The sequence below is a fragment of the Thalassotalea algicola genome (genome assembly GCF_012932965.1).
GTDB classification, from domain to species: Bacteria; Pseudomonadota; Gammaproteobacteria; order Enterobacterales; family Alteromonadaceae; genus Thalassotalea_F; species Thalassotalea_F algicola.
On the sequence record NZ_JABBXH010000001.1, the window covers coordinates 940755 to 960792 of the forward strand.

18 protein-coding genes are annotated in these 20038 nt (G+C 39.2%); 8 read left to right on the forward strand and 10 right to left on the reverse strand.

Annotated features, from left to right (window positions below):
• Positions 1–279 precede the first annotated feature (279 nt).
• The 3 genes from HII17_RS04280 to HII17_RS04290 all read left to right on the forward strand — a co-directional run bounded on the left by HII17_RS04280 (position 280) and on the right by HII17_RS04290 (position 3787).
• The gene (locus HII17_RS04280) at positions 280–1497 is read left to right on the forward strand and encodes a DUF445 domain-containing protein (RefSeq protein WP_169074050.1); all 1218 of its coding nucleotides are present in this window, start codon (positions 280–282) and stop codon (positions 1495–1497) included.
• Positions 1498–1641: 144 nt separating this feature from the next.
• The gene (locus tag HII17_RS04285) at positions 1642–2271 is read left to right on the forward strand and encodes a TetR/AcrR family transcriptional regulator (RefSeq protein WP_169074051.1); all 630 of its coding nucleotides are present in this window, start codon (positions 1642–1644) and stop codon (positions 2269–2271) included.
• A 34-nt stretch (positions 2272–2305) separates the two neighbouring features.
• A complete protein-coding gene (locus HII17_RS04290; protein ID WP_169074052.1) occupies positions 2306–3787 on the forward strand; it encodes a wax ester/triacylglycerol synthase domain-containing protein in 1482 nt (493 codons plus the stop codon).
• 13 nt (positions 3788–3800) lie between these two features.
• On the opposite strand, the gene HII17_RS04295 is transcribed toward HII17_RS04290, so the two are convergent.
• A complete protein-coding gene (locus HII17_RS04295; RefSeq protein ID WP_169074053.1) occupies positions 3801–4541 on the reverse strand; it encodes a DUF1439 domain-containing protein in 741 nt (246 codons plus the stop codon).
• Positions 4542–4977: 436 nt separating this feature from the next.
• Here HII17_RS04295 and HII17_RS04300 point away from each other — a divergent pair, with 436 nt between their 5' ends.
• From HII17_RS04300 to HII17_RS04310, 3 genes are all read left to right on the forward strand, one after another.
• Entirely contained in the window at positions 4978–5487 is a 510-nt protein-coding gene (locus tag HII17_RS04300; RefSeq protein ID WP_235938630.1) for a CPBP family intramembrane glutamic endopeptidase, read from the forward strand.
• Between the two features lie 112 nt (positions 5488–5599).
• The gene (locus HII17_RS04305) at positions 5600–6403 is read left to right on the forward strand and encodes a UDP-2,3-diacylglucosamine diphosphatase (protein ID WP_169074054.1); all 804 of its coding nucleotides are present in this window, start codon (positions 5600–5602) and stop codon (positions 6401–6403) included.
• Positions 6404–6443: 40 nt separating this feature from the next.
• Positions 6444–8144: a GNAT family N-acyltransferase gene (locus HII17_RS04310; RefSeq protein WP_169074055.1), complete on the forward strand. Its 1701-nt coding sequence runs from the start codon at positions 6444–6446 to the stop codon at positions 8142–8144.
• A 28-nt stretch (positions 8145–8172) separates the two neighbouring features.
• Here the strand turns inward: HII17_RS04310 and dapE are convergent, their stop codons facing one another.
• The 4 genes from dapE to HII17_RS04330 form a co-directional block, all read right to left on the reverse strand.
• Positions 8173–9342 carry a succinyl-diaminopimelate desuccinylase gene (gene dapE / locus HII17_RS04315; RefSeq protein ID WP_235938631.1) on the reverse strand — a complete coding sequence of 390 codons (1170 nt, stop codon included), beginning with the start codon at positions 9340–9342 and terminating at the stop codon, positions 8173–8175.
• Positions 9343–9608: 266 nt separating this feature from the next.
• Entirely contained in the window at positions 9609–9779 is a 171-nt protein-coding gene (locus HII17_RS04320) for a hypothetical protein (RefSeq protein ID WP_169074056.1), read from the reverse strand.
• A gap of 147 nt (positions 9780–9926) precedes the next feature.
• Positions 9927–11759: a glutamine--fructose-6-phosphate transaminase (isomerizing) gene (glmS, locus tag HII17_RS04325; protein ID WP_169074057.1), complete on the reverse strand. Its 1833-nt coding sequence runs from the start codon at positions 11757–11759 to the stop codon at positions 9927–9929.
• 12 nt (positions 11760–11771) lie between these two features.
• Positions 11772–12539 carry a DeoR/GlpR family DNA-binding transcription regulator gene (locus tag HII17_RS04330; protein WP_169074058.1) on the reverse strand — a complete coding sequence of 256 codons (768 nt, stop codon included), beginning with the start codon at positions 12537–12539 and terminating at the stop codon, positions 11772–11774.
• A 137-nt stretch (positions 12540–12676) separates the two neighbouring features.
• Between HII17_RS04330 and HII17_RS04335 the strand changes: the two genes are divergently transcribed.
• Both HII17_RS04335 and HII17_RS04340 read left to right on the forward strand, forming a co-directional pair.
• A complete protein-coding gene (locus HII17_RS04335; RefSeq protein ID WP_169074059.1) occupies positions 12677–13813 on the forward strand; it encodes a murein transglycosylase domain-containing protein in 1137 nt (378 codons plus the stop codon).
• Between the two features lie 70 nt (positions 13814–13883).
• Complete coding sequence (locus tag HII17_RS04340) at positions 13884–15146, forward strand: alpha/beta hydrolase family protein (protein ID WP_169074060.1); 1263 nt, start codon at positions 13884–13886, stop codon at positions 15144–15146.
• A 44-nt stretch (positions 15147–15190) separates the two neighbouring features.
• Here the strand turns inward: HII17_RS04340 and glmU are convergent, their stop codons facing one another.
• The 5 genes from glmU to atpD form a co-directional block, all read right to left on the reverse strand.
• Positions 15191–16552: a bifunctional UDP-N-acetylglucosamine diphosphorylase/glucosamine-1-phosphate N-acetyltransferase GlmU gene (gene glmU, locus HII17_RS04345; RefSeq protein WP_169074061.1), complete on the reverse strand. Its 1362-nt coding sequence runs from the start codon at positions 16550–16552 to the stop codon at positions 15191–15193.
• 81 nt (positions 16553–16633) lie between these two features.
• Positions 16634–17377, reverse strand: a complete 744-nt coding sequence (locus HII17_RS04350; RefSeq protein ID WP_169074062.1) for an oxygen-binding di-iron domain-containing protein — start codon at positions 17375–17377, stop codon at positions 16634–16636.
• A complete protein-coding gene (locus HII17_RS04355; RefSeq protein WP_169074063.1) occupies positions 17377–17865 on the reverse strand; it encodes a hypothetical protein in 489 nt (162 codons plus the stop codon). The genes HII17_RS04350 and HII17_RS04355 overlap by 1 nt, the downstream gene beginning before the upstream one ends.
• A gap of 300 nt (positions 17866–18165) precedes the next feature.
• Positions 18166–18588 (reverse strand): F0F1 ATP synthase subunit epsilon, encoded by a 423-nt coding sequence (locus tag HII17_RS04360; RefSeq protein ID WP_169074064.1) that lies wholly within the window; start codon positions 18586–18588, stop codon positions 18166–18168.
• 56 nt (positions 18589–18644) lie between these two features.
• Complete coding sequence (gene atpD, locus HII17_RS04365; RefSeq protein WP_169074065.1) at positions 18645–20030, reverse strand: F0F1 ATP synthase subunit beta; 1386 nt, start codon at positions 20028–20030, stop codon at positions 18645–18647.
• Positions 20031–20038: the final 8 nt, after the last annotated feature.

Here is a 20038-nt window from a genome sequence, read left to right on the forward strand (position 1 = left end):
GTTACAGTTCCTGACTACGGCGAATGTCCATTTCGTACATAAGCCAAATAAGGATAAACGCTGTTCTCCTGCCTTACTCTTAGGAAACACGAAAAAGTTAGAAATTACCACCTAACTTAATGTTTACTTCACAAAGCAATGCTATTTTGCTGATTCTAAACAAATATCAGGCTAAAACCTGTTATTTTCCATTGACTGCTTGTAACCAAATGGTTAGCTTGATATTAACAAGAACATCATTATTAACGCCTTCAACAACCAAAGTGTCATTAGAAAAACATGGATTGGATTATTGAACATAAGCTATTGCTACTTATCCCATTTATAAGTGCTTTTGTTGGTTGGTTAACCAACTATTTAGCCGTAAAAATGATGTTTTACCCGATCAAATTTGTCGGTATCAAAGCACCTTATTTAGGCTGGCAAGGGCTTATCCCACAAAAGCGCCGTAAAATGGCGGAAATTTCTGTTGATTTAGTGTTAGGTAAATTACTCAGCGTACAAGAGCTAGCAGCTAGGTTAGAGCCAGAAAAAGTTAGCGAAGCAATTGAACGCAGGCTGCGCCAAGTCCTTAAAAAAATTATTAATGACGTTATGCAAGAGTCGGCACCAACGGTGTGGGCAGCGCTTCCAGTGCAAGGCAAAGATTTAGTTTATGCGCGAGTTGAAGCAGACATTCCCAACGTTGTTGAAAAAATGGTGCGCGACTTTCAAGACAACGTTATTGAAATATTAGACATTAAAGAGCTAGTAGTTGAGTACCTGTCGGATCATCCTACACTTATCAATGAAATTTTCCTTTCAGCAGGCAGTAAAGAGTTTCCTTTTATTATTCGTTCAGGTTTTTATTTTGGTTTCCTACTAGGTTTGCCAACGATGGCGTTTTGGTATTTTTACCAAGCATGGTGGATTCTGCCATTAGGAGGCTTGATTGTTGGCTACTTAACAAATTGGATTGCCCTAAAAATTATTTTCGAACCAAAACAACCAATTAAAATTGGCCCGTTTACTATTCAGGGCATGTTTTTAAAACGACAAAATGAAGTTGCTGATGTCTATTCGCGGTTGATTGAAAAGAAACTAATGAATTCAGAAAACATCGTCCATTCTGTGTTGTATGGCTCTGGCTCTGATCAGTTATTTGAAATTGTCGAGTTGCATGTAAACGACGCGATAGAGCGCTATGTAGCAATTGCCCAGCCTTATTTTGGCTTAGGTGTCGGCTCACAAAACTACTTTAAAATGAAAGAAAAGGCGATTAAGAGTATTTTTGACAGCTCTGAAAAGTACTTACTTTATATGCACGAATATGCCGATAACGCGTTAAATATTGGCCCAGATCTACGCGAGAAAATGCAATCACTATCACCTGAAGAGTTCGAAGGTGTGTTGCGACCGGCCTACCAACAAGACGAATGGAAGTTGATCGTAACAGGTGCGATTCTTGGCGGCATAGCAGGTGTATTACAACTTTTTTATATATTCCTACCTGCGTAGCGTTATAAATACATTAAATGCTCGCCAGATTATTTTTTATTCAACTACATTTATGATGTAGTTCAAACTTTAATCAAACTGACATTGTCAGTTTGTATTATCAAGCTAAGATAAATATAAGCAAAAATAAGAATAATCAATAACATGAAAACGGCAGAGAAAATTCTACTAACCAGTTTGGAAATGTTTAATGAACACGGTGAAGCCAATATCACCTGTGTTGATATTGCCGTTGAGTTAGAGATCAGCCCTGGCAATTTGTATTATCACTTCAAAGGCAAAGAGGTCATTGTCAGTGCGTTGTTCGATATGTATATGCAGCGCAGTAGTAAAATATTGATTTCGCCAAATACCGAAGACTTAGATATTACTCTGTTTTTTCATTATTTGCTTCGCCTGCTAGAAAGCGCTCACATATTTCGTTTTATTTATCGTAACCCTACTGATTTAATGCATAAATACCCGAGTATCTCAAGGCACTTTAAGCGACTAGTCAAAAGTAAAGAAGAAGCCTTTATCGCCATTATTCAGCACTTTAGCAGTATAGGGTTAATGAAGGTTACAAGTGAACAAACTCAATCTTTAGCACAAATTATCAATTTAGTATTTACCCAGTCACAAAGTTACTTTTTACTTAAAGGGGAAGAAGATAACGATGAAGATAATTGTTTTGACGGTTTAACTTGGATTTTTCATGCCATTTCACCTTACTTATCGATTAGCGAACCGGAAAAGCACTCGGTGCTCTCGGCAATTTCAGCACATGAGTTGTAATATTAATTAACAGGCAACCTAGGGACGAGGAACAATGGCAAAGCGATTATCCTTTTTAGACTGGTCATTTTGGCTTACTGAAACTCGTAATAACCCTAAGCATGTCGCTGCCTTTCAGGTGCTGAAAAAACCTAAAAGTGCTAAGGCTGATTACTGCAAAGTTTTGTCTGAAGAGTTAAAGCAACACGACAAAGCGTACTTCCCTTTTAATTGCCGCATTTTTTCATTTTTTCGGTTTGCGCTTGGCTTTAGGAAAGTCAAAAAAATGGACATGGATTACCATGTGAAATATCACAAGGTAGATGATGTTAACGATGTTCAAGCATTACATCGTTACATCGCTAAAATACATGAACATATGCTTGATCGCGACAAGCCTCTTTGGCAGATTCACCTTGTAGACGATGAAAAAAGCGAGACTTATGCCGCTTTTCTAAAAGTTCACCACCTCTATGGCGACGGTGCTTCGCTAGTGAAATGGTTTAAAGACAGTTACCAATCGTCTCCATCTGACAAATTCACACCTATATGGTCGGCTAAGCGAAAACGTAAAGCTATACCAAAGAAAAACCCTTACAAAACCTTTTTCACCAATGCATGGCACTTTTTGGTCATTTTATTTGATATCGCCGTCATACATTTTCGACTATTGCTTAAATTTTTAAGAATTTATCCGGTATATATGCCACTGCCGTTTTCAGGCACAAAAACCGTATTAACCGGACAAGTAAGCGCAGGCAGAGTGGTTGCTACAACGCAAATTGACTTTGATGAAGTTAGAAAATTAGCGCATAGAATGCGTGCATCGGCAAATGAAGTCATACTGTGTTGCTTTGACATTGGCATTCACAAATTCTTAAAAGGTTACGGTCAGCAATTTGATAAGCCGCTTATCACTCAGATGCCGATTAATATGCGTAAGCCTAATGATCCCGTTGGTGGCAATAAAATTGCGATTGTGCCCGTAGAACTTGCACATGGAAAAAAAGATCCATACTTAAGATTAAGGCAGATTATTGAAAATCATCGCATTGTTAAAGGAGTCGCCAAACGTGTTTACCCTGCATCGTTTAGCTACTACACGATATTAATTCAAGGCATGGCCTTAGTACTTGAAACAATCAGACTGTCTGCGCTATTTAGGCCCATTGGCAACATATTGATTTCTAATATGCCAGGGCCAGCAGAAGCTAAATACTTTAAAGATAGTAAGCTTGAAGCACTTTACCCCATTTCGACATTAACACCCGGTGGTGGCGTCAACATTACGATGATCACATACTGTAATAATTTAGACATTGGGCTAGTTTGCTGTGACAAAGACATTAAATCGCTCGAACCATTGGCTGAATACTTCCATGAAGCATTTGAGTTGCTGCAACAATGTGTTGATAATCCAGATTTAACCATAGATGATCTAGGTGAAATTAGGAATAAGCCCGTTAAATCGTTATTGGAAGACCACTTTACCCATAAAACTTCGGACGCTGAACACACAAGCAATCATAAAACATAGCGCGCTAATTGAGCTAATCTAAATGGAACTTAAACACTAAAAAGCCATTTTCGACAGCTATTTCTTGGCCAAGCTCTGCAAATAGCTGTTCTTCAAAATCTGTTTCATCAAGTTGATAGCACCAGTCGTCTTGTTCTACTTCAGCAATGATTAGCCTTTCTATTTCTGGTTTATGATAATCCAATACACTCTGTTTGCTTCCATTAGAATACAAGCCCAGATAATTCATTAATTCACTTGGAATGAGCCCTTTAAGCAGTGACAAACCTATATGCACAGTAGTTGCTAATAAATACTTAAATGCCTTGGGCATAAATAAAGTAGCAATTTGTGTAGAAGAGCCAATAAACGCATAGTCATCGTTAACCAATCGCACTTCTGTTAACTGCATTTGCTTTAACCGAATCGACTTTTCACTCGCTACATAATAGGGCGTAACAGTGCCTACAACTAACAAATGAGCGCGATAAATGTCATGACCCGCTACGCTTACAGTAAAACCACAAAACAGTTGAATATGGAGGTGACTGTCATCGCTTGGCATTGATAACTCAGCATTGAGCAGAGTTAACATGCCTTGACTACCAGGCAATGATAACGACATAGAATGAGGAAAGTTTGTTGCCAACATCTCATTTAATTCTTGTTGGCTATATTTGACTTCACGAACACACTTAAACCGTATCATTAAACGAATAAGCAGAGAATTAAGCTTATGCTTAGCCCGTTGCCATAATGATGAGTGTTCGTTCACTTTGTTACCTTATTCTTATTTGTCTTATACAGAGTGATGATACACACAATTAAGTGGCAACTGCCATGTTTGATTACATAACTTCAGAATATAAAATGATGTCTATCATATTCTTGGCTTGTATTACTCTTTTAGGCAGCTAATGCCGCCATCATAACTACTTTAACGATTAAGCATTCCTACCACAGCCTAAAGTCAGCGGTACTACTTTTAGTTTTGATAAGAATAAATGAGCCTAACCCTAAAAAGAAAGCACATTGAAAACTGATTTTTATTCATTGCTGACTAAACTTATAAAATGACAACTAAACCTTCTACGATACATATACTGCGGTGGTTAGAGTTAACGGCCTTTTTTTTATGTACCCCATTACTCTTAATGCGCTTGGTATCAGATCTCAATACTTGGCTTATGCCTATTTTAGGCGCGATAGGAATGGTTTGCTTAGTTCTGTTATTAGTCGATCCAACGTTTAAACGCTTTCGTTTAATTAATATCGTAGAATTTCGCCAACACTTTCGTTCCAGTATTTTGTTATTTATTCCGTCGGCGACTCTGCTGTTAGTAGTTCTATATTCGATAGCTCCAGAGCATGCGTTTACCTTACCCTTACAACATACTCAGTTATGGTTACTAACGTTATTAATATACCCGCTAGTGTCTGTCGTGCCACAAGAAATTATTTTCAGGACTTTTTTCTTCCATAGATACAAAAAAATTATTCCGAGCAAAGCATGGCGCTGGATAGCAAGCAGCATGTGTTTTGGATTAGCTCATGTTGTTTACGCAAATTGGATAGCTGTCATTCTTTCTATGTTTGCTGGCATTTTATTTGGCTATCGTTATATGCAAACTCGTTCTACGCCGATAGTTATCCTGGAACACACGCTTTGGGGTAGCTTGCTATTTTCTACTGGTATAGGAATGTTTTTTCTTACTCAGTAATTTTAAACATTCTCTTGTCACGTTAACGTCAAAATTCCTTCATTTAAATGTCAATACTGCTCAGTAATCTGTCTTTCCCAGAGCAATAATATTATCGTACTGGGAACTCGTGATGAACAAAACACATTACAGAACGGTTTGGCTATCAGATATCCATCTTGGTAGCAAAGATTGTAAAGCAGAGTATCTGCTAGATTTTTTACAACATAGTGATATTGATAACCTGTATTTGGTTGGTGACATTGTTGATATGTGGGCGATGAGCCGACAATTTAGGTGGCCCGATTGCCACAATAAAGTACTGCATCATATTATTTCTCTTAGCTATTCTGGCACTAATGTGATGTACCTACCTGGCAACCACGATGAACCATTGCAAAAATATGATGGCATGGATTTCGGACAGGTAAAGATTAAGCGACAACACATACACACGACAGCTCAAGGTAAAAGTCTGTTATTACTTCATGGTGATCAATTCGATCAAGAAGTCTGCTTCGGCGCAATACATGCGTGGATAGGAGATAAAGCTTACGACCTACTGTTATTTATAAATCGTTGGTACAACTGGTTACGCATTCGTTCAGGTGGCGACTATTGGTCGTTAGCTGGATACATCAAATCTCATATCAGAGGCGCAAACATAGCGATTCAACGTTACCGCAATGCCTGCTGTCAACGAGCGAGAGAAATGAAACTAGACGGCATTGTTTGTGGCCATATTCATCATCCTGAAATCTACCATGATAATGACATTACCTATTTGAACAATGGCGACTGGATTGAAAACTGTACCGCCATCGTTGAATCGCACCAAGGCGATTTGTCATTGCTACATTGGCCTCATGTCAAAGCAAAACAGCACCTTGTTGAAATCACCAATAACCGTAAAGCAAAAAACAAACGAGCGGCATAGAGCCGCCTGCTAATATGCATAATACTCATGAAGGTCTACCATGTTTACAGTCAATGATGTTCTAAATAAGCATTACCCTAAAGTAGCTGAGCGCCCATGGCTATTTAAGTCGCTGAGTTTTGTGCTTAGACACCTGCTTCACGAAAAAGAAATTGCCGAATTTGGTGAAACCTATCCTCATTTACAAAATGTCGATTTTGCCGAGCAAGTGCTGGAATATTTCAAGATCAGCTACTCTATACGCGACATAGAAAAAGAACGAATTCCCAGTGAGGGTAGAGTGGTTATTATTGCTAATCACCCAATAGGTTCACTAGATGGATTGGCACTCATTAAACTCGTAGCGGAAGTGCGTAGTGATATAAAAGTTGTTGCTAATCAAATGCTCATGGCGATAGAGCCCCTGCATGGTATGCTGCTTCCCGTTAACAACATGAAAGGCGGAACGACCAAACAAGATCTGCAAGCGATTCAGTCTCACTTACAAGATGAATCAGCAATTTTGATTTTTCCAGCAGGTGAAGTTTCTCGATTGCGTCCGCAGGGCGTAATGGATACACGCTGGCGAAATGGCTTTCTTCGTATGGCAAAACAAGCTAAAGCCCCTATACTTCCGGTGTTTATCGATGCTAGGAATTCACCGCTTTTTTACGGTGTATCCATGATATATAAACCGTTAGCTACTATGTTGCTAGTTAAAGAAATGTTCACACGTAAGCAAAAGCACTTACCTGTACGTATTGGTGAATTAATACCTTACGATGCTTATGCCCACACAAAAATAAACGCTAATCACCAAGTCAAACTATTCAAAAAACATCTATATCGTATAGGCCGTGGAAAATCCGGTATTTTTGATACCCAGAAACCAATTGCATTGCCTGAAGATCGCAAAGAACTTAGTAAAGCAATTAAAAAGCAGTGTGAATTGCTAGGTGAAACAAGTGACGGAAAAGCTATTTACTTGTATCAACACCAAAATAGCTCTCCGATTATGCGAGAAATTGGCAGGTTGCGAGAAATTGCTTTTAGAGCGGTAGGTGAGGGCAGCAATAAACGCCGAGACATCGACCAATTTGACAGCCATTATTATCACCTTATTTTATGGGACTTTGAAGATCTTGAAATTGCTGGCGCCTATCGATTCGGCGATGCAAATCAGTTAATAAAAACACAAGGTAAAGCAGGCTTATATTCGGCGACATTGTTTGACTACCAAGAATCGATGAATGAATACTTCGAACAAGGCTTAGAATTAGGACGAAGTTTTGTACAACCAAGGTATTGGGGGAAGAGAAGTCTAGACTACCTTTGGTATGGCATAGGCGCTTTCCTCAAAACTCGCCCACAGTATCGTTATCTTTTTGGTCCTGTAAGCTTGAGCGACGCCTACCCTAAAGCAGCAAAAGATTTATTGGTACAGTTTTATCTACAGTATTTTTCAGGAAACAGTACAACGGCGACAGCAAAGGCACCTTATCAATTGCCTGCCGAACTCAAGGATTCTTTTTGTGGGCAAGATTACAAAAAAGACTTCACTAAGCTAAAGCATCTATTAGCAAATATGGGCGTTGCTATTCCCACGTTATATAAACAATATTCAGAGATAGCAGAAGCGGGTGGCGTTAAATTTTTAAGTTTTAATATCGACCCAGATTTCAATGACTGCATTGATGGCTTAGTGCTAGTAGATATACAAATGCTAAAGGATAAAAAGCGCCAACGATACATGCCTGACTAATTAGCGCTTTGTTAACTATATAAAACTATTAAAGCAGTTCGGTTAGCAGATCTGTGTAGATGTTTTCTAACAATACTAAGTCTGTTATCTGAATACGTTCATTAACCTGATGAATCGTTTGATTTGGTACACCAATTTCCACCACTTGAGTTTCACTTGATGCATAGAATCGACCGTCTGAGGTACCGCCAGATGTCGATAATATAGGAAAGCTACCTGTATTGAGATGAATAGCTTTTTCTATTGCTTCAATTAAACAGCCATTACTCTTTGTTGATGTTAAATACGGGTCACAGGGTCTATCCCAACTTAATTTAAAATTGTCAGTTATTTTTTCTATAACCTCACTCACTTTTATATTTAGCTGTTCGCGATCGTACCTAGCGCTATAACGAATATTAAAACAAACTTCGCATTGCCCTGGCACTAGATTGTCGGTAAATGTACCACTTTCAACATGAGTAACTTGTAAGCTGGAACCAGGAAAGTCCGAAGTACCGCTATCCCATTCAATCGCCTGTAAACCAGCGACAATTTTACCCATGATATGAATGGCATTTACTGCATATTGTGGATAAGCAACATGCCCCTGTTTACCATAAACAATAAGCTTGCCCGACAACGAACCTCTTCTGCCCAACTTGATCGCATCACCTGTTTTATGCGTAGAGGAAGGCTCGCCGACAATACACATATCCAACGCGACATTTTGCTTAGCAAGATACTCTACAATCCACTTACTGCCGTATTCCGCTTCACCTTCTTCATCACTTGTTATCAACCAATAGAAAGTGTTATTCATGGCACCGCCAGCGTTTGTAAATCGTTCAAAAGCAGACAACATGGCAGCTAAGCCCGTTTTCATATCAGCCGAGCCTCGGCCAATCAAAAAATCATCTTGGATGGTTGGTTCAAACGGGGAAGTACGCCATTTATCTAATGGACCTGGCGGTACAACATCGGTATGACCAACAAAGCCGATATTTTTTCCCCCTTGTCCAATACGAGCAACAAGGTTTGACACGCCATTAACTTCAAATTGTTGACAGCTATAGCCAAGTCGTTTTAATTGCTCAATCAGCCAGTCTTGGCAACCAGCATCTTCAGGAGTGATAGAAGGGCGCGTTATTAAGGCGCGGGCATATTCAATAGATTTTGCATCTTGTTTTTGAACGACTTGCTGAGCATACATACCCATTCTGCATCCTAAACCTAAACAAATAATATGAGTTATCTGCTATTTAAAGGCTTAGATATGACTGGTAGATTGCAAATCCGAGACGAATTTATGACAACTACATTAAGGAAAGAACATTAAGCAAATGACTCCACACAACGAAGCCGGCAGTTAGATGTATATATCCGTAGCATATAACATTACAGAGTTTGAAATAGATGAACCAAATTAATCAAGCAACAAGCAATTTGTAATTCGATACTGTACGAACTAAATAAGCGCCTTAGTTAATCTTTTTTACTGATTATTATCTCTATTTCTTTGGCATCACCAGCAAACCACTTTTGAACATAGATACTGCCAATAATAGGTGGCATTCCGTCTTTAGGTATCTCTTTGTACCTAACGCTATTCTTGTTTAGCTTTTCAAATTCGAATTTCACTTTTTGCTCGACCATGTTTTTCCTGCAACTATAAAAATAAAAAGCGACCATGTGTTAAAACAGTCGCTTCTAGAATTTTAATCAAATCAATTAGTTAATCTAGTACCAATCAAGTAAATACATATAACATTTAAATTTCAACAACTTAAATATGTTACTTTGCTATTCCACAGTAACAGACTTTGCTAGGTTGCGAGGTTGGTCAACATCAGTACCTTTAATAATTGCTACGTAATATGAAAGTAGTTGTAGCGGTAAGGTATAAACGATTGGCGCAATCATATCGTCACAATGTGGCACATTGATCACTTTCATCGTGTCATCGCTTTCGAATTTTGCCTCGGTATCAGCAAATACATACATTAAGCCACCACGCGCTCGCACTTCTTCTACATTCGATTTTAACTTTTCAATTAAGTCGTTTTTCGGCGCAACAACAATAACCGGCATTTCTGCATCAATAAGTGCTAATGGACCATGCTTTAATTCGCCTGCGGCATAAGCTTCTGCATGAATATAAGAAATTTCTTTAAGCTTTAACGCCCCTTCCATTGCAATAGGGTATTGATCGCCACGACCTAAAAACAACGAATGATTTTTATCAGCAAAGTCTTCTGCCAACGCTTCTATGTCTTCAGCCAATGCAAACGTTTCTTCGACTTTGTTTGGCAAGGTTACTAAGGCTTGTGCCATCGCCTTTTGATCGGCGTCACTCATACCATGATGTTTACCAAGTGCAAGTGTCATCATCATTAAACCAACTAATTGCGTAGTAAAAGCTTTAGTAGAAGCCACACCGATTTCCGCTCCGGCTTTAGTCATAAACGCTAAATCTGATTCACGCACTAAACTAGAGCCTGGAACATTACAAATAGTTAAGCTAGCACGGTAGCCTAACTCTTTTGCCAGTCGAAGAGCGGCTAACGTATCTGCGGTTTCCCCAGATTGCGAAATAGTAACGAGTAAAGCATTTTTAGGGACATGAGATTTGCGGTAGCGGAACTCGCTAGCAATTTCGACATTACAAGAAACACCTGCATACGCCTCTAGCCAATAGCGCGCTACCATGCCTGAATGATAACTGGTACCACAGGCAATAATCTGCACATGCTCGACATCTTTAAATATATCATCAGCACTTGCACCAAATGTTGCTGTATCAAGTTGACCACCTAATAGTCGACCTTCAAGTGAATTGCGAATAGCCGTTGGCTGCTCATAGATTTCTTTAAGCATATAATGGCGATATTCACCTTTATCGCCTGCCTCATGTGAGACCTCTGATTCCTTCGCTTCACGTACTACCGCGTTACCATCTAAATCAAAAATATTCACTTCAAAGCGCGTAACTTCAGCAACGTCGCCTTCTTCAAGAAATGAAAATTTTCGAGTAACTGGTAATAACGCCATCATATCTGACGCGATGAAGTTTTCACCCAAACCGTAACCAATGACAAGCGGACTGCCTGAGCGAGCAACCACGACACGTTCCGGATCTCGTGTATCAAAAATTACCGTGCCGTAAGCACCTTCCAATTGTTTTACTGCGCTTTGCACTGCTGCTAATAAACTATCATGAGATTTCAGTTCATGATGAACAAGGTGAGCAATAACTTCGGTGTCAGTTTCCGAAACAAAATCATACCCTAGAGCCTTAAGCTCGGTACGAAGCTTTTCATGGTTTTCAATAATACCGTTATGTACTACTGCGATCGTTTCACATGAAACGTGAGGATGAGCATTAGCTTCGCTAGGCGCACCATGAGTTGCCCAACGAGTATGAGCGATACCTGTACCACCGTTAAGAGGCGTTTCTGCTATGGCATCTGCTAACGCTTGTACTTTACCTAAACGACGAACGCGTTGAAGCTGTTTATCTCCACCAATAACAGCAACACCTGCCGAGTCATACCCACGGTATTCAAGTCGTTTTAATCCTTCAACTAAAATTTCCGCTACATCACGTTGCGCTATAGCGCCTACAATGCCACACATAATTTAATATCCTTAGTTTATTTCAGCGCAAATAACACTTACGCCTTTTAACGTTAATTCTTTTTTAATATCAGCAGGTAAACCACTATCGGTAATTAAGGTGTGCACCTGCTGCCAGGGTAGTTCTACATTTGGAATACGACGACCAATTTTTTCTGACTCCACCATCACAATCACTTCTCGTGCGACTTCTGCCATGGTTTTGCTTAGTCCAATCAGTTCATTGAAAGTCGTCGTTCCTCTATCGATATCTATGCCATCAGCGCCAATAAATAGCTGGTCAAAATCATATGAACGCAATACCTGTTCCGCTACTTGCCCTTGAAATGATTCCGACGTTGGATCCCAAGTACCACCGGTCATCAATAAGGTTGGCTCATTTTCAAGTTCATTGAGTTTACTGGCAACAGCAAGTGAATTGGTCATCACTACTAAACCTTTCTTGTCTAGTAGATGATTTACGATAGCCGATGTCGTTCTCCCACTGTCGATGACAATTCGGTAGTGATCTTTAATGAGTTTTGCAGCTTCAATGGCAATTGCATCTTTTTGTTTAGAGACTTTCTGCGGTTGTGACTCAACAATTTCTTTTGGTAGTGGCACCGCTCCACCGTATCGCCTTAATAATAAGCCACTCTTCTCCAATGCCGCCAAGTCCTTTCGAATCGTAACTTCTGACGTTTCAAAACGCTTAGCTAACGCATCAACGCTGATCTCACCGTGTAGGTTGAGCTCATTAATAATTATATGACGGCGTTGTTGCGTGTTTCGTTTCGACATTTTTTCGTTTATTAAGTTTCGTTTCGAAAGATTATAGTTTCAATAATAATAAAGTCAAATAAAGAATACTAAGGGTGAATTACCTTTACTTTTTATATATGCTGTCCTCAGTCTCATGGTATTTACATTAATTGGCTATGCGTTTAGTTTTTGCGGCTTTATTTATTTTATTGACTGGTTGTCAAAGTACTTCGTCATTAACTTCTGTTCGGGAAGTTGAAAAGCTAGTGAAACAAATTAATAAGCAGCCAGAAAACCTGCCTAGAGTTATTGAACAAACACAACGAAGTAAAAAGGCGATTGAGCAGGATATAAAACAAGTAAAACTCGCTTTATCTGCACTTAAAGAAATTGTCGAATCTATCTGGGGTAAAGAAAATGTCAAACTACCATCGGCAAAGAAATACGTTAAATACAGTAATGACTATAAAGCTAGGGCAATAGTTGATTTTGAAAAGGGTGTGGTGACCGTTGAAACGATTGCCAAGAAACAGCCATTAATTAAGCTCAAACAAGCTATCGCCACAACCTTACTTTCGCCAGCTAACCCAAATGATACTGATATCTTTTCAAGTGATGCTCCACAACTTGGCGCTGAGCCATTCTTGTACCAACAAATTATTGACCAAGATGAAAAAGCCATTCGCTATCAGTGGCGAGCAAATCGATTTGCAGACTATTTAATAAAGCAAAAGCTAATCAAATCTGATGGCATACATAGTGTGCAGCGAGCGCTTGTTAATCGACACCAACATTTACGAAAAGAAAAATACAGCAAGTACGTGCTTGCCTCTGCAAGGCGCTACAATATCGCGCCTGATCTTATATACGCGATTATCGAAACAGAAAGTAGCTTTAATCCTTTTGCAGTAAGTCATGCCAATGCTTATGGCTTAATGCAGGTGGTCCCATCGACCGCAGGTAAAGATGTTTATCAAAAAGTGAAACAAAAGCCTGGGCAACCTTCCAAATCTTTACTATTTAAACCAGAAGACAATATTGATATTGGCTCTGCATACCTTCATTTATTAAAAAAACGCTATTTAGCCAAAATTAATAATAGTGAGAGTAAGCACTATTCTGTTATTTCTGCCTACAACGGTGGCGCCGGTAATGTCTTTAATACGTTTAACCCCAATAGAGAAAAGGCGATCAATAACATAAATAAACTTTCGTCAAAGTCTGTTTTTTGGGCGTTAACCAATAAACACCCAAGAAGCGAGTCTCGGCGTTACCTTAAAAAAGTCACGACAAATCAAACCAAGTATCAATAATATTTATCTTTACTTTGCATTAGTAAAATATTATTTATATTACTTAATTAGATTTTAGATAATGTAAATAATGATAAAAGCCAATAAGCCATTTTTAATTTTGTTGCTAAGCGTTGTTTTATCAAACGTCACTTTAGCAGCAGAGCAACTTTACCGTGATTTATCTGGCGTTATGCCTGAGCTGGCTAAAGCAGGAAGCTATAACGTTGGTGTAAAAACACAGAGCATTGTTAATTCAAAGGCATTTGATCACAATAACTTCAATGGGACATACCAACGTAAATTAACGATTGAACTCTGGTATCCGGCTAAGGAAAGTAAAACAATCGCCACTTACCAAGCAGTTACTCGTTCACATAAAACATTTACCATTAAGGGCAATGCATTACGAAATGCTAATCCAATAGATGAAGGAAGTTTTCCATTTGTAGTTATTTCTCATGGTTATACCGGTGATAGAACATTATTGTTCTATTTAGCAGAACACTTAGCTAGTCATGGATATATTGTTGCAGCAATTGATCATACGGATTCAACAACAAAAGAAATAGACGTGACAAACGCTCCCATGAAAGGTTTTGCTAGCACACTAATTCATCGCAGCCGCGATCAGCAATTTGTTTTAGACTATTTCCGTAAAACAAAATCGCCAATTTCTGCCATTACTAACTTTAACAAAGCTACTGTCATTGGATATTCAATGGGTGGCTATGGCGCAATTAATACTGTTGGTGGCTGTTATGAAGTAAAACCAGCAAACCTTATGGCAATTGGAGTTAAACAGGAACTTGCCAACACCTTAGCACCACTATTTAGTTCATGTAGCGCAGGAAGGGAAACGGTAGATCCTTCATGGAAAGCAATGGTTGCATTTGCACCATGGGGGCAAGAGCACAACCTTCATAGCGCTGATTCTCTTGCAAACCTAAAAGTGCCAAGTTTATATATATCTGGTGAGCAAGACGATATTTCTGGCTTTGAGCATGGCGTTAAGAAGCTGTTTGAACAGACTGGCAGCGATAGTAATTTTCTCTTAGTTTATGAAAATGCTCGCCACAATATAGCTCCACATCCAGCACCACGTATCGCTTATCAAAATGATACTGATTTAGGCCACTATTATGAGCCCAGCTGGAGTACTGAAAAGTTAAACCGCATTAATCAACACTTTGTTCTGGCATTTTTGAACTGTAATCTAAAACAGCAGCAATGTGAGTATTTACCAACAAGAATCGAAGGTACTCAACAAAAACTGGCGAATGGAAAATACTCTAAAGCCTGGATTGGCTTTCCAGAACGTTGGTTAACGGGTGTTAAGTTTTACAAAAAGTAATAATAAAAAAGGGAGCTAAGCTCCCTTTTTTAATTTAACCAGTATTAGCTTTTCTTTGTTGGTCGTTGCCAACCACTAATATTACGCTGTTTACCGCGTGCAACACCTAACTCATTATCATTAACATCTTTAACAATCACGGAGCCTGCTGCTGTAGTCGCCATAGCTCCGACTGATACAGGTGCTACTAAAGAAGCATTAGAACCGATAAATGCGCCGTCTCCAATGATGGTTTTAGATTTATTTACACCATCATAATTACAGGTAATAGTTCCTGCACCTATGTTCGCATTGCTGCCGATATCAGCATCACCTAAATAGGTTAAGTGGCCAGCTTTAGCGCCTTCGCCTAATGTAGATTTTTTCATTTCAACGAAATTGCCAACATGCGCATCACGTTTAAGTTCTGAACCAGGGCGAATTCGAGCAAAAGGACCCGCTGAAGCAAGTTCACCAATTACGGCATCTTCAATAATAGTGTTAGGCTTAATTTCAGCACCTTTACCAATTTTACAATTTTTAAGAATACAGTTAGCGCCGATCACTACTTCATCTTCAAGCTCAACATCACCTTCGAATATGCAGTTGATATCTATTTTAACTTCTTGTCCAACAAGTAAGTTACCACGAACGTCAATACGTGCAGGATCTCTTAAACTTGCTCCAGCAATCATTAATTCTTCTGCTTGTCTATATTGGTATGCTCGCTCTAATGCGGCTAACTGTACGCGATTATTAGCACCTTCTACTTCAATTTCAGTGTCAGGGTGAGCTGTCGTTATTTGCTTCCCTTCACTATGTGCCATAGCAATTACGTCGGTGAGATAGTATTCACCTTGAGCATTGTCATTCGAAAGATTTGAAAGCCAGCGTTTTAAGTCACCACCATTTGCTAACAATATACCGGTATTGCATTCGTTAACTGCTAGCTGCTCTTCGTTAGCGTCTTTCTGCTCGACAATACCGACGACATCGCCTTCCTTACGTATTATGCGACCATAACCTGTAGGATCTGAAAGTTTAACTGTAAGTAATGCCATACCTTCAACTGGCTTAGCAGCTTTTAGCCTCTGCAAAGTCGATACCTTAGTTAATGGCACATCACCATATAGCACTAGAACATCTTCATCATCTTTTAAAAATGGTGACGCCATATCAACGGCATGACCCGTACCTAACTGTTCTTTTTGTTCGACAAAAGTTAAGTCATCTCCTTTAACTTGTTCTTGTAAAACTTCACCACCAAAACCATAAACTAGGTAAATGTTTTCAGCACTAACTTGACGAGCCGCATCTATAACATGACTGACCATAGGTTTATGAGCTACAGGGTGAAGCACTTTAGGTAAAGAAGACCGCATACGGGTACCTTTACCCGCAGCAAGTATTACAACTGAAAGAGACATGTTTAAGCCATTATTCCTTTATTAATTGCCTATATTTTAACGACTTTTAATCTGATGTGATATTAAAAATTGAGGATAATGCTATTCCTTCTCTTGAATAGCTACGCCGACTTCTAGCTTATCAAACCAATCTAAAAATCGTTTTACATCATCTCCTTGGAAAATTCGACCATGCTGAGGGCACATCATGTCTATATCTAGCTTGCTTACCCGGTCAATCCAATCACTTTTTGCTCTATTAGACGGCATCCAGCGTTTATGGAACATCTCCATCTTATCGACGTGTCGATCAAAATTTTCTACGAATAGTGGTGCATCAATAGATTCTAACGCCGCGCCAATATCTCCCGACATTAAAATTTTTGCTTCCGGGTCATACACATTAAAATTACCAGAAGAATGCATATAATGCGCAGGTATAAACTCTAATGAAGTTTCGTCTAAGGTTAGTTTACTCCCTTCGTCAGGTATTGGATTAAACGTAATATTGTCCATACCGAAATGACGAATAAATCCTTCCCAAAGCCAAGGTGAGTGCAAAGTAGCTTCAGGAAGTGCCTGGTCCCATAGACCTAATGAAGAAATAATATCCGGATCTTGATGCGAGGCAAAAAGGTGCGTTAATTTGTCTGGTGCTACTTGTTTAATCACCGCCGCAAGCATTGTAGCAAACAACTCAATACCACCTGGATCCATTAATAACGCATTACGTTTAGTTACAACCATGTATTGATTTGTATCGATTATTTTATTTGGCTTTTCTGGATCTCTGCCAAATACGAGCCACTGATGATTTTTATTTTCAAATAATTTATAGGTTTGCATTAAGTTTCTAATCCTTGGGCTAGCTTTTGTGATTCGTAAATTAACGCTTTAATAGATAATGCTGAAGACTCTACATTATCCGCGACATTAATTAACGAGTCTTGGTATAAGCTTCCTGCTTGTGACGCCTCTACTCTAGACAATGTTGCTAATATTATGGCTGTTCGTAATTCTAAACTTAGCATCTCAAGTTCATTTGAAAGTGACGCTAATTCATTAACATATGCAGTTTGTAATTGATTTTGATTATCTTGGATTTCGTTATAAATATCATTCAAACATAAGATTTGACCTTGATAACCTGATATTCGATAAGCTTTTTCAAAATGAGTAATAGCACTATCTACTCTCACTTTATTCGATGACGTTTTACTTAATTTTGCCGCAATACTATTAATTTTCTGTGAGGAACTAATGGTCACTTTTGCTAGCTGATCAATAAAATCAGTTAATGGTTTAAACCCTGCCGCACTTTCTCCTGCGCGCAATGCTACAGCCCTTGCGTTACTAGCGGTAATTAGGAGTTTGCGGGCTACTTTATTAGCTCTTTCAAGTTTTGCAGCTATAAGCGCTGCACTGACAAAATAATTATATTCGATGGTAGAAATAGTTCACTAAAGTTAGTACTTATCTATTTATAGGAAACATTAGTATGTAATTGAAGAAAATAAATAAATTAATTGTTATAGATCAATTAATTTAACGCATAAAATAAAAAAGCGACTATCTACTAAACGTAAATAATCGCTTTTAATCACTAAAACTTAGTGAATTAATTTCTTAGTGGCTTATAGCTTTTTCTTTGCTGCCTGAATAACACGTAATTGTGCTACCGCACGAGCTAGTTCAGAAGCAGCTTCAGCGTAATTTACATCGCCACTATGAGCATTTAAGTGCTCTTCAGCGCGTTGTTTCGCTTGTTCTGCCGCTTGTTCATCCAAATCGGCAACTCGAGTAGCTATGTCAGCTAATACGGTTACATTGTTTGGTTGAACTTCTAGCATGCCGCCAGAAAGGTAAATCACTTCTTCTTCACCGTGTTGTTTAACGATGCGTGCCATGCCAGGTTTTAGTGAGGTCAGTAAAGGTGCGTGACCAGGCATAATACCAAGTTCACCTTCACTACCAGTTATTTGTAATGATTCAATACGACCAGAAAATAACTCTTCTTCCGCACTTACTACATTCAAATGTACAGTCATTGCTGCCATTGTTTGACCTCCTAACGAGTAGCCGAACTACTTAACAGTAATTGCGGCTAAACACCTTACATTGATTTAGCTTTCTCTAAAGCTTCTTCCATAGAACCAACCATGTAGAACGCTTGCTCTGGTAAATCATCGTATTCACCCGCTAAGATACCTTTAAAGCCAGAAATTGTGTCTTTAAGAGATACATACTTACCAGGAGAACCTGTGAATACTTCAGCAACGAAGAATGGTTGAGATAAGTAACGTTGAATCTTACGTGCACGATCAACTGTTTGCTTATCTTCTTCAGACAATTCATCCATACCTAAGATAGCGATGATGTCTTTAAGTTCTTTGTAACGTTGTAATGTCGATTGAACACCACGAGCCACTTCATAATGCTCAGTACCAACCACTAATGGATCAAGCTGACGAGAAGTTGAATCTAGTGGGTCGATCGCAGGGTAAATACCTTGTGATGCGATATCACGAGAAAGTACAACTGTTGCATCTAAGTGAGCGAAAGTCGTTGCAGGAGATGGATCAGTCAAATCATCCGCAGGTACATATACCGCTTGGATCGAAGTGATTGAACCTTTCTTAGTAGACGTAATACGCTCTTGAAGTACACCCATTTCTTCAGCAAGTGTAGGTTGGTAACCTACCGCTGATGGCATACGACCTAGAAGTGCAGATACTTCTGTACCAGCAAGTGTATAACGATAAATGTTATCAACGAAGAAAAGTACGTCACGACCTTCGTCACGGAACTTCTCAGCCATTGTTAAACCAGTCATCGCAACACGTAAACGGTTACCCGGTGGCTCATTCATTTGACCGTATACAAGCGATACTTTATCAAGTACGTTTGAATCGTTCATTTCATGATAGAAATCGTTACCTTCACGAGTACGCTCACCAACACCAGCGAATACTGAGTAACCACTGTGCTCGATAGCGATGTTACGGATAAGTTCCATCATGTTTACGGTTTTACCAACACCAGCACCACCGAATAAACCAACTTTACCACCTTTAGCGAATGGACATACTAAGTCGATTACTTTGATACCAGTTTCTAGCAATTCATTTGACGTAGCTTGCTCAGCATATGCTGGCGCTTCGCGGTGAATTGCCCATCTTTCTTCTTCACCGATTGGGCCAGCTTCATCGATTGGCTCACCCAATACGTTCATAATACGACCCAAAGTTGCAGTACCAACTGGAACTTGGATGTTATTACCTGTATTTTCTACGTTCAGACCACGACGCAAACCGTCAGATGAACCCATAGCGATAGTACGTACTACACCACCACCTAATTGCTGTTGTACTTCTAGTACTAAGCCTGAAAGGTCACCTTCAGTTACATTTAACGCGTCATATACCTGAGGTACAGCATCTTGTGGGAATTCTACATCCACAACTGCGCCAATGATTTGGACGACTTTACCTGTACTCATGTTTAATC

What these genes read in the sequence shown, in the direction of transcription:
- glmU (WP_169074061.1), bottom strand. Translation starts at nt 16,552, where the DNA reads ATGTCTCTTTCAGTTGTAATACTTGCTGCGGGTAAAGGTACCCGTATG.
- HII17_RS04285 (WP_169074051.1), top strand. Translation starts at nt 1,642, where the DNA reads ATGAAAACGGCAGAGAAAATTCTACTAACCAGTTTGGAAATGTTTAAT.
- HII17_RS04360 (WP_169074064.1), bottom strand. Translation starts at nt 18,588, where the DNA reads ATGGCAGCAATGACTGTACATTTGAATGTAGTAAGTGCGGAAGAAGAG.
- HII17_RS04280 (WP_169074050.1), top strand. Translation starts at nt 280, where the DNA reads ATGGATTGGATTATTGAACATAAGCTATTGCTACTTATCCCATTTATA.
- HII17_RS04330 (WP_169074058.1), bottom strand. Translation starts at nt 12,539, where the DNA reads ATGTCGAAACGAAACACGCAACAACGCCGTCATATAATTATTAATGAG.
- HII17_RS04340 (WP_169074060.1), top strand. Translation starts at nt 13,884, where the DNA reads ATGATAAAAGCCAATAAGCCATTTTTAATTTTGTTGCTAAGCGTTGTT.
- HII17_RS04290 (WP_169074052.1), top strand. Translation starts at nt 2,306, where the DNA reads ATGGCAAAGCGATTATCCTTTTTAGACTGGTCATTTTGGCTTACTGAA.
- HII17_RS04305 (WP_169074054.1), top strand. Translation starts at nt 5,600, where the DNA reads ATGAACAAAACACATTACAGAACGGTTTGGCTATCAGATATCCATCTT.
- HII17_RS04335 (WP_169074059.1), top strand. Translation starts at nt 12,677, where the DNA reads ATGCGTTTAGTTTTTGCGGCTTTATTTATTTTATTGACTGGTTGTCAA.
- atpD (WP_169074065.1), bottom strand. Translation starts at nt 20,030, where the DNA reads ATGAGTACAGGTAAAGTCGTCCAAATCATTGGCGCAGTTGTGGATGTA.
- dapE (WP_235938631.1), bottom strand. Translation starts at nt 9,342, where the DNA reads ATGGGTATGTATGCTCAGCAAGTCGTTCAAAAACAAGATGCAAAATCT.
- HII17_RS04300 (WP_235938630.1), top strand. Translation starts at nt 4,978, where the DNA reads ATGGTTTGCTTAGTTCTGTTATTAGTCGATCCAACGTTTAAACGCTTT.
- glmS (WP_169074057.1), bottom strand. Translation starts at nt 11,759, where the DNA reads ATGTGTGGCATTGTAGGCGCTATAGCGCAACGTGATGTAGCGGAAATT.
- HII17_RS04310 (WP_169074055.1), top strand. Translation starts at nt 6,444, where the DNA reads ATGTTTACAGTCAATGATGTTCTAAATAAGCATTACCCTAAAGTAGCT.
- HII17_RS04350 (WP_169074062.1), bottom strand. Translation starts at nt 17,377, where the DNA reads ATGCAAACCTATAAATTATTTGAAAATAAAAATCATCAGTGGCTCGTA.
- HII17_RS04320 (WP_169074056.1), bottom strand. Translation starts at nt 9,779, where the DNA reads ATGGTCGAGCAAAAAGTGAAATTCGAATTTGAAAAGCTAAACAAGAAT.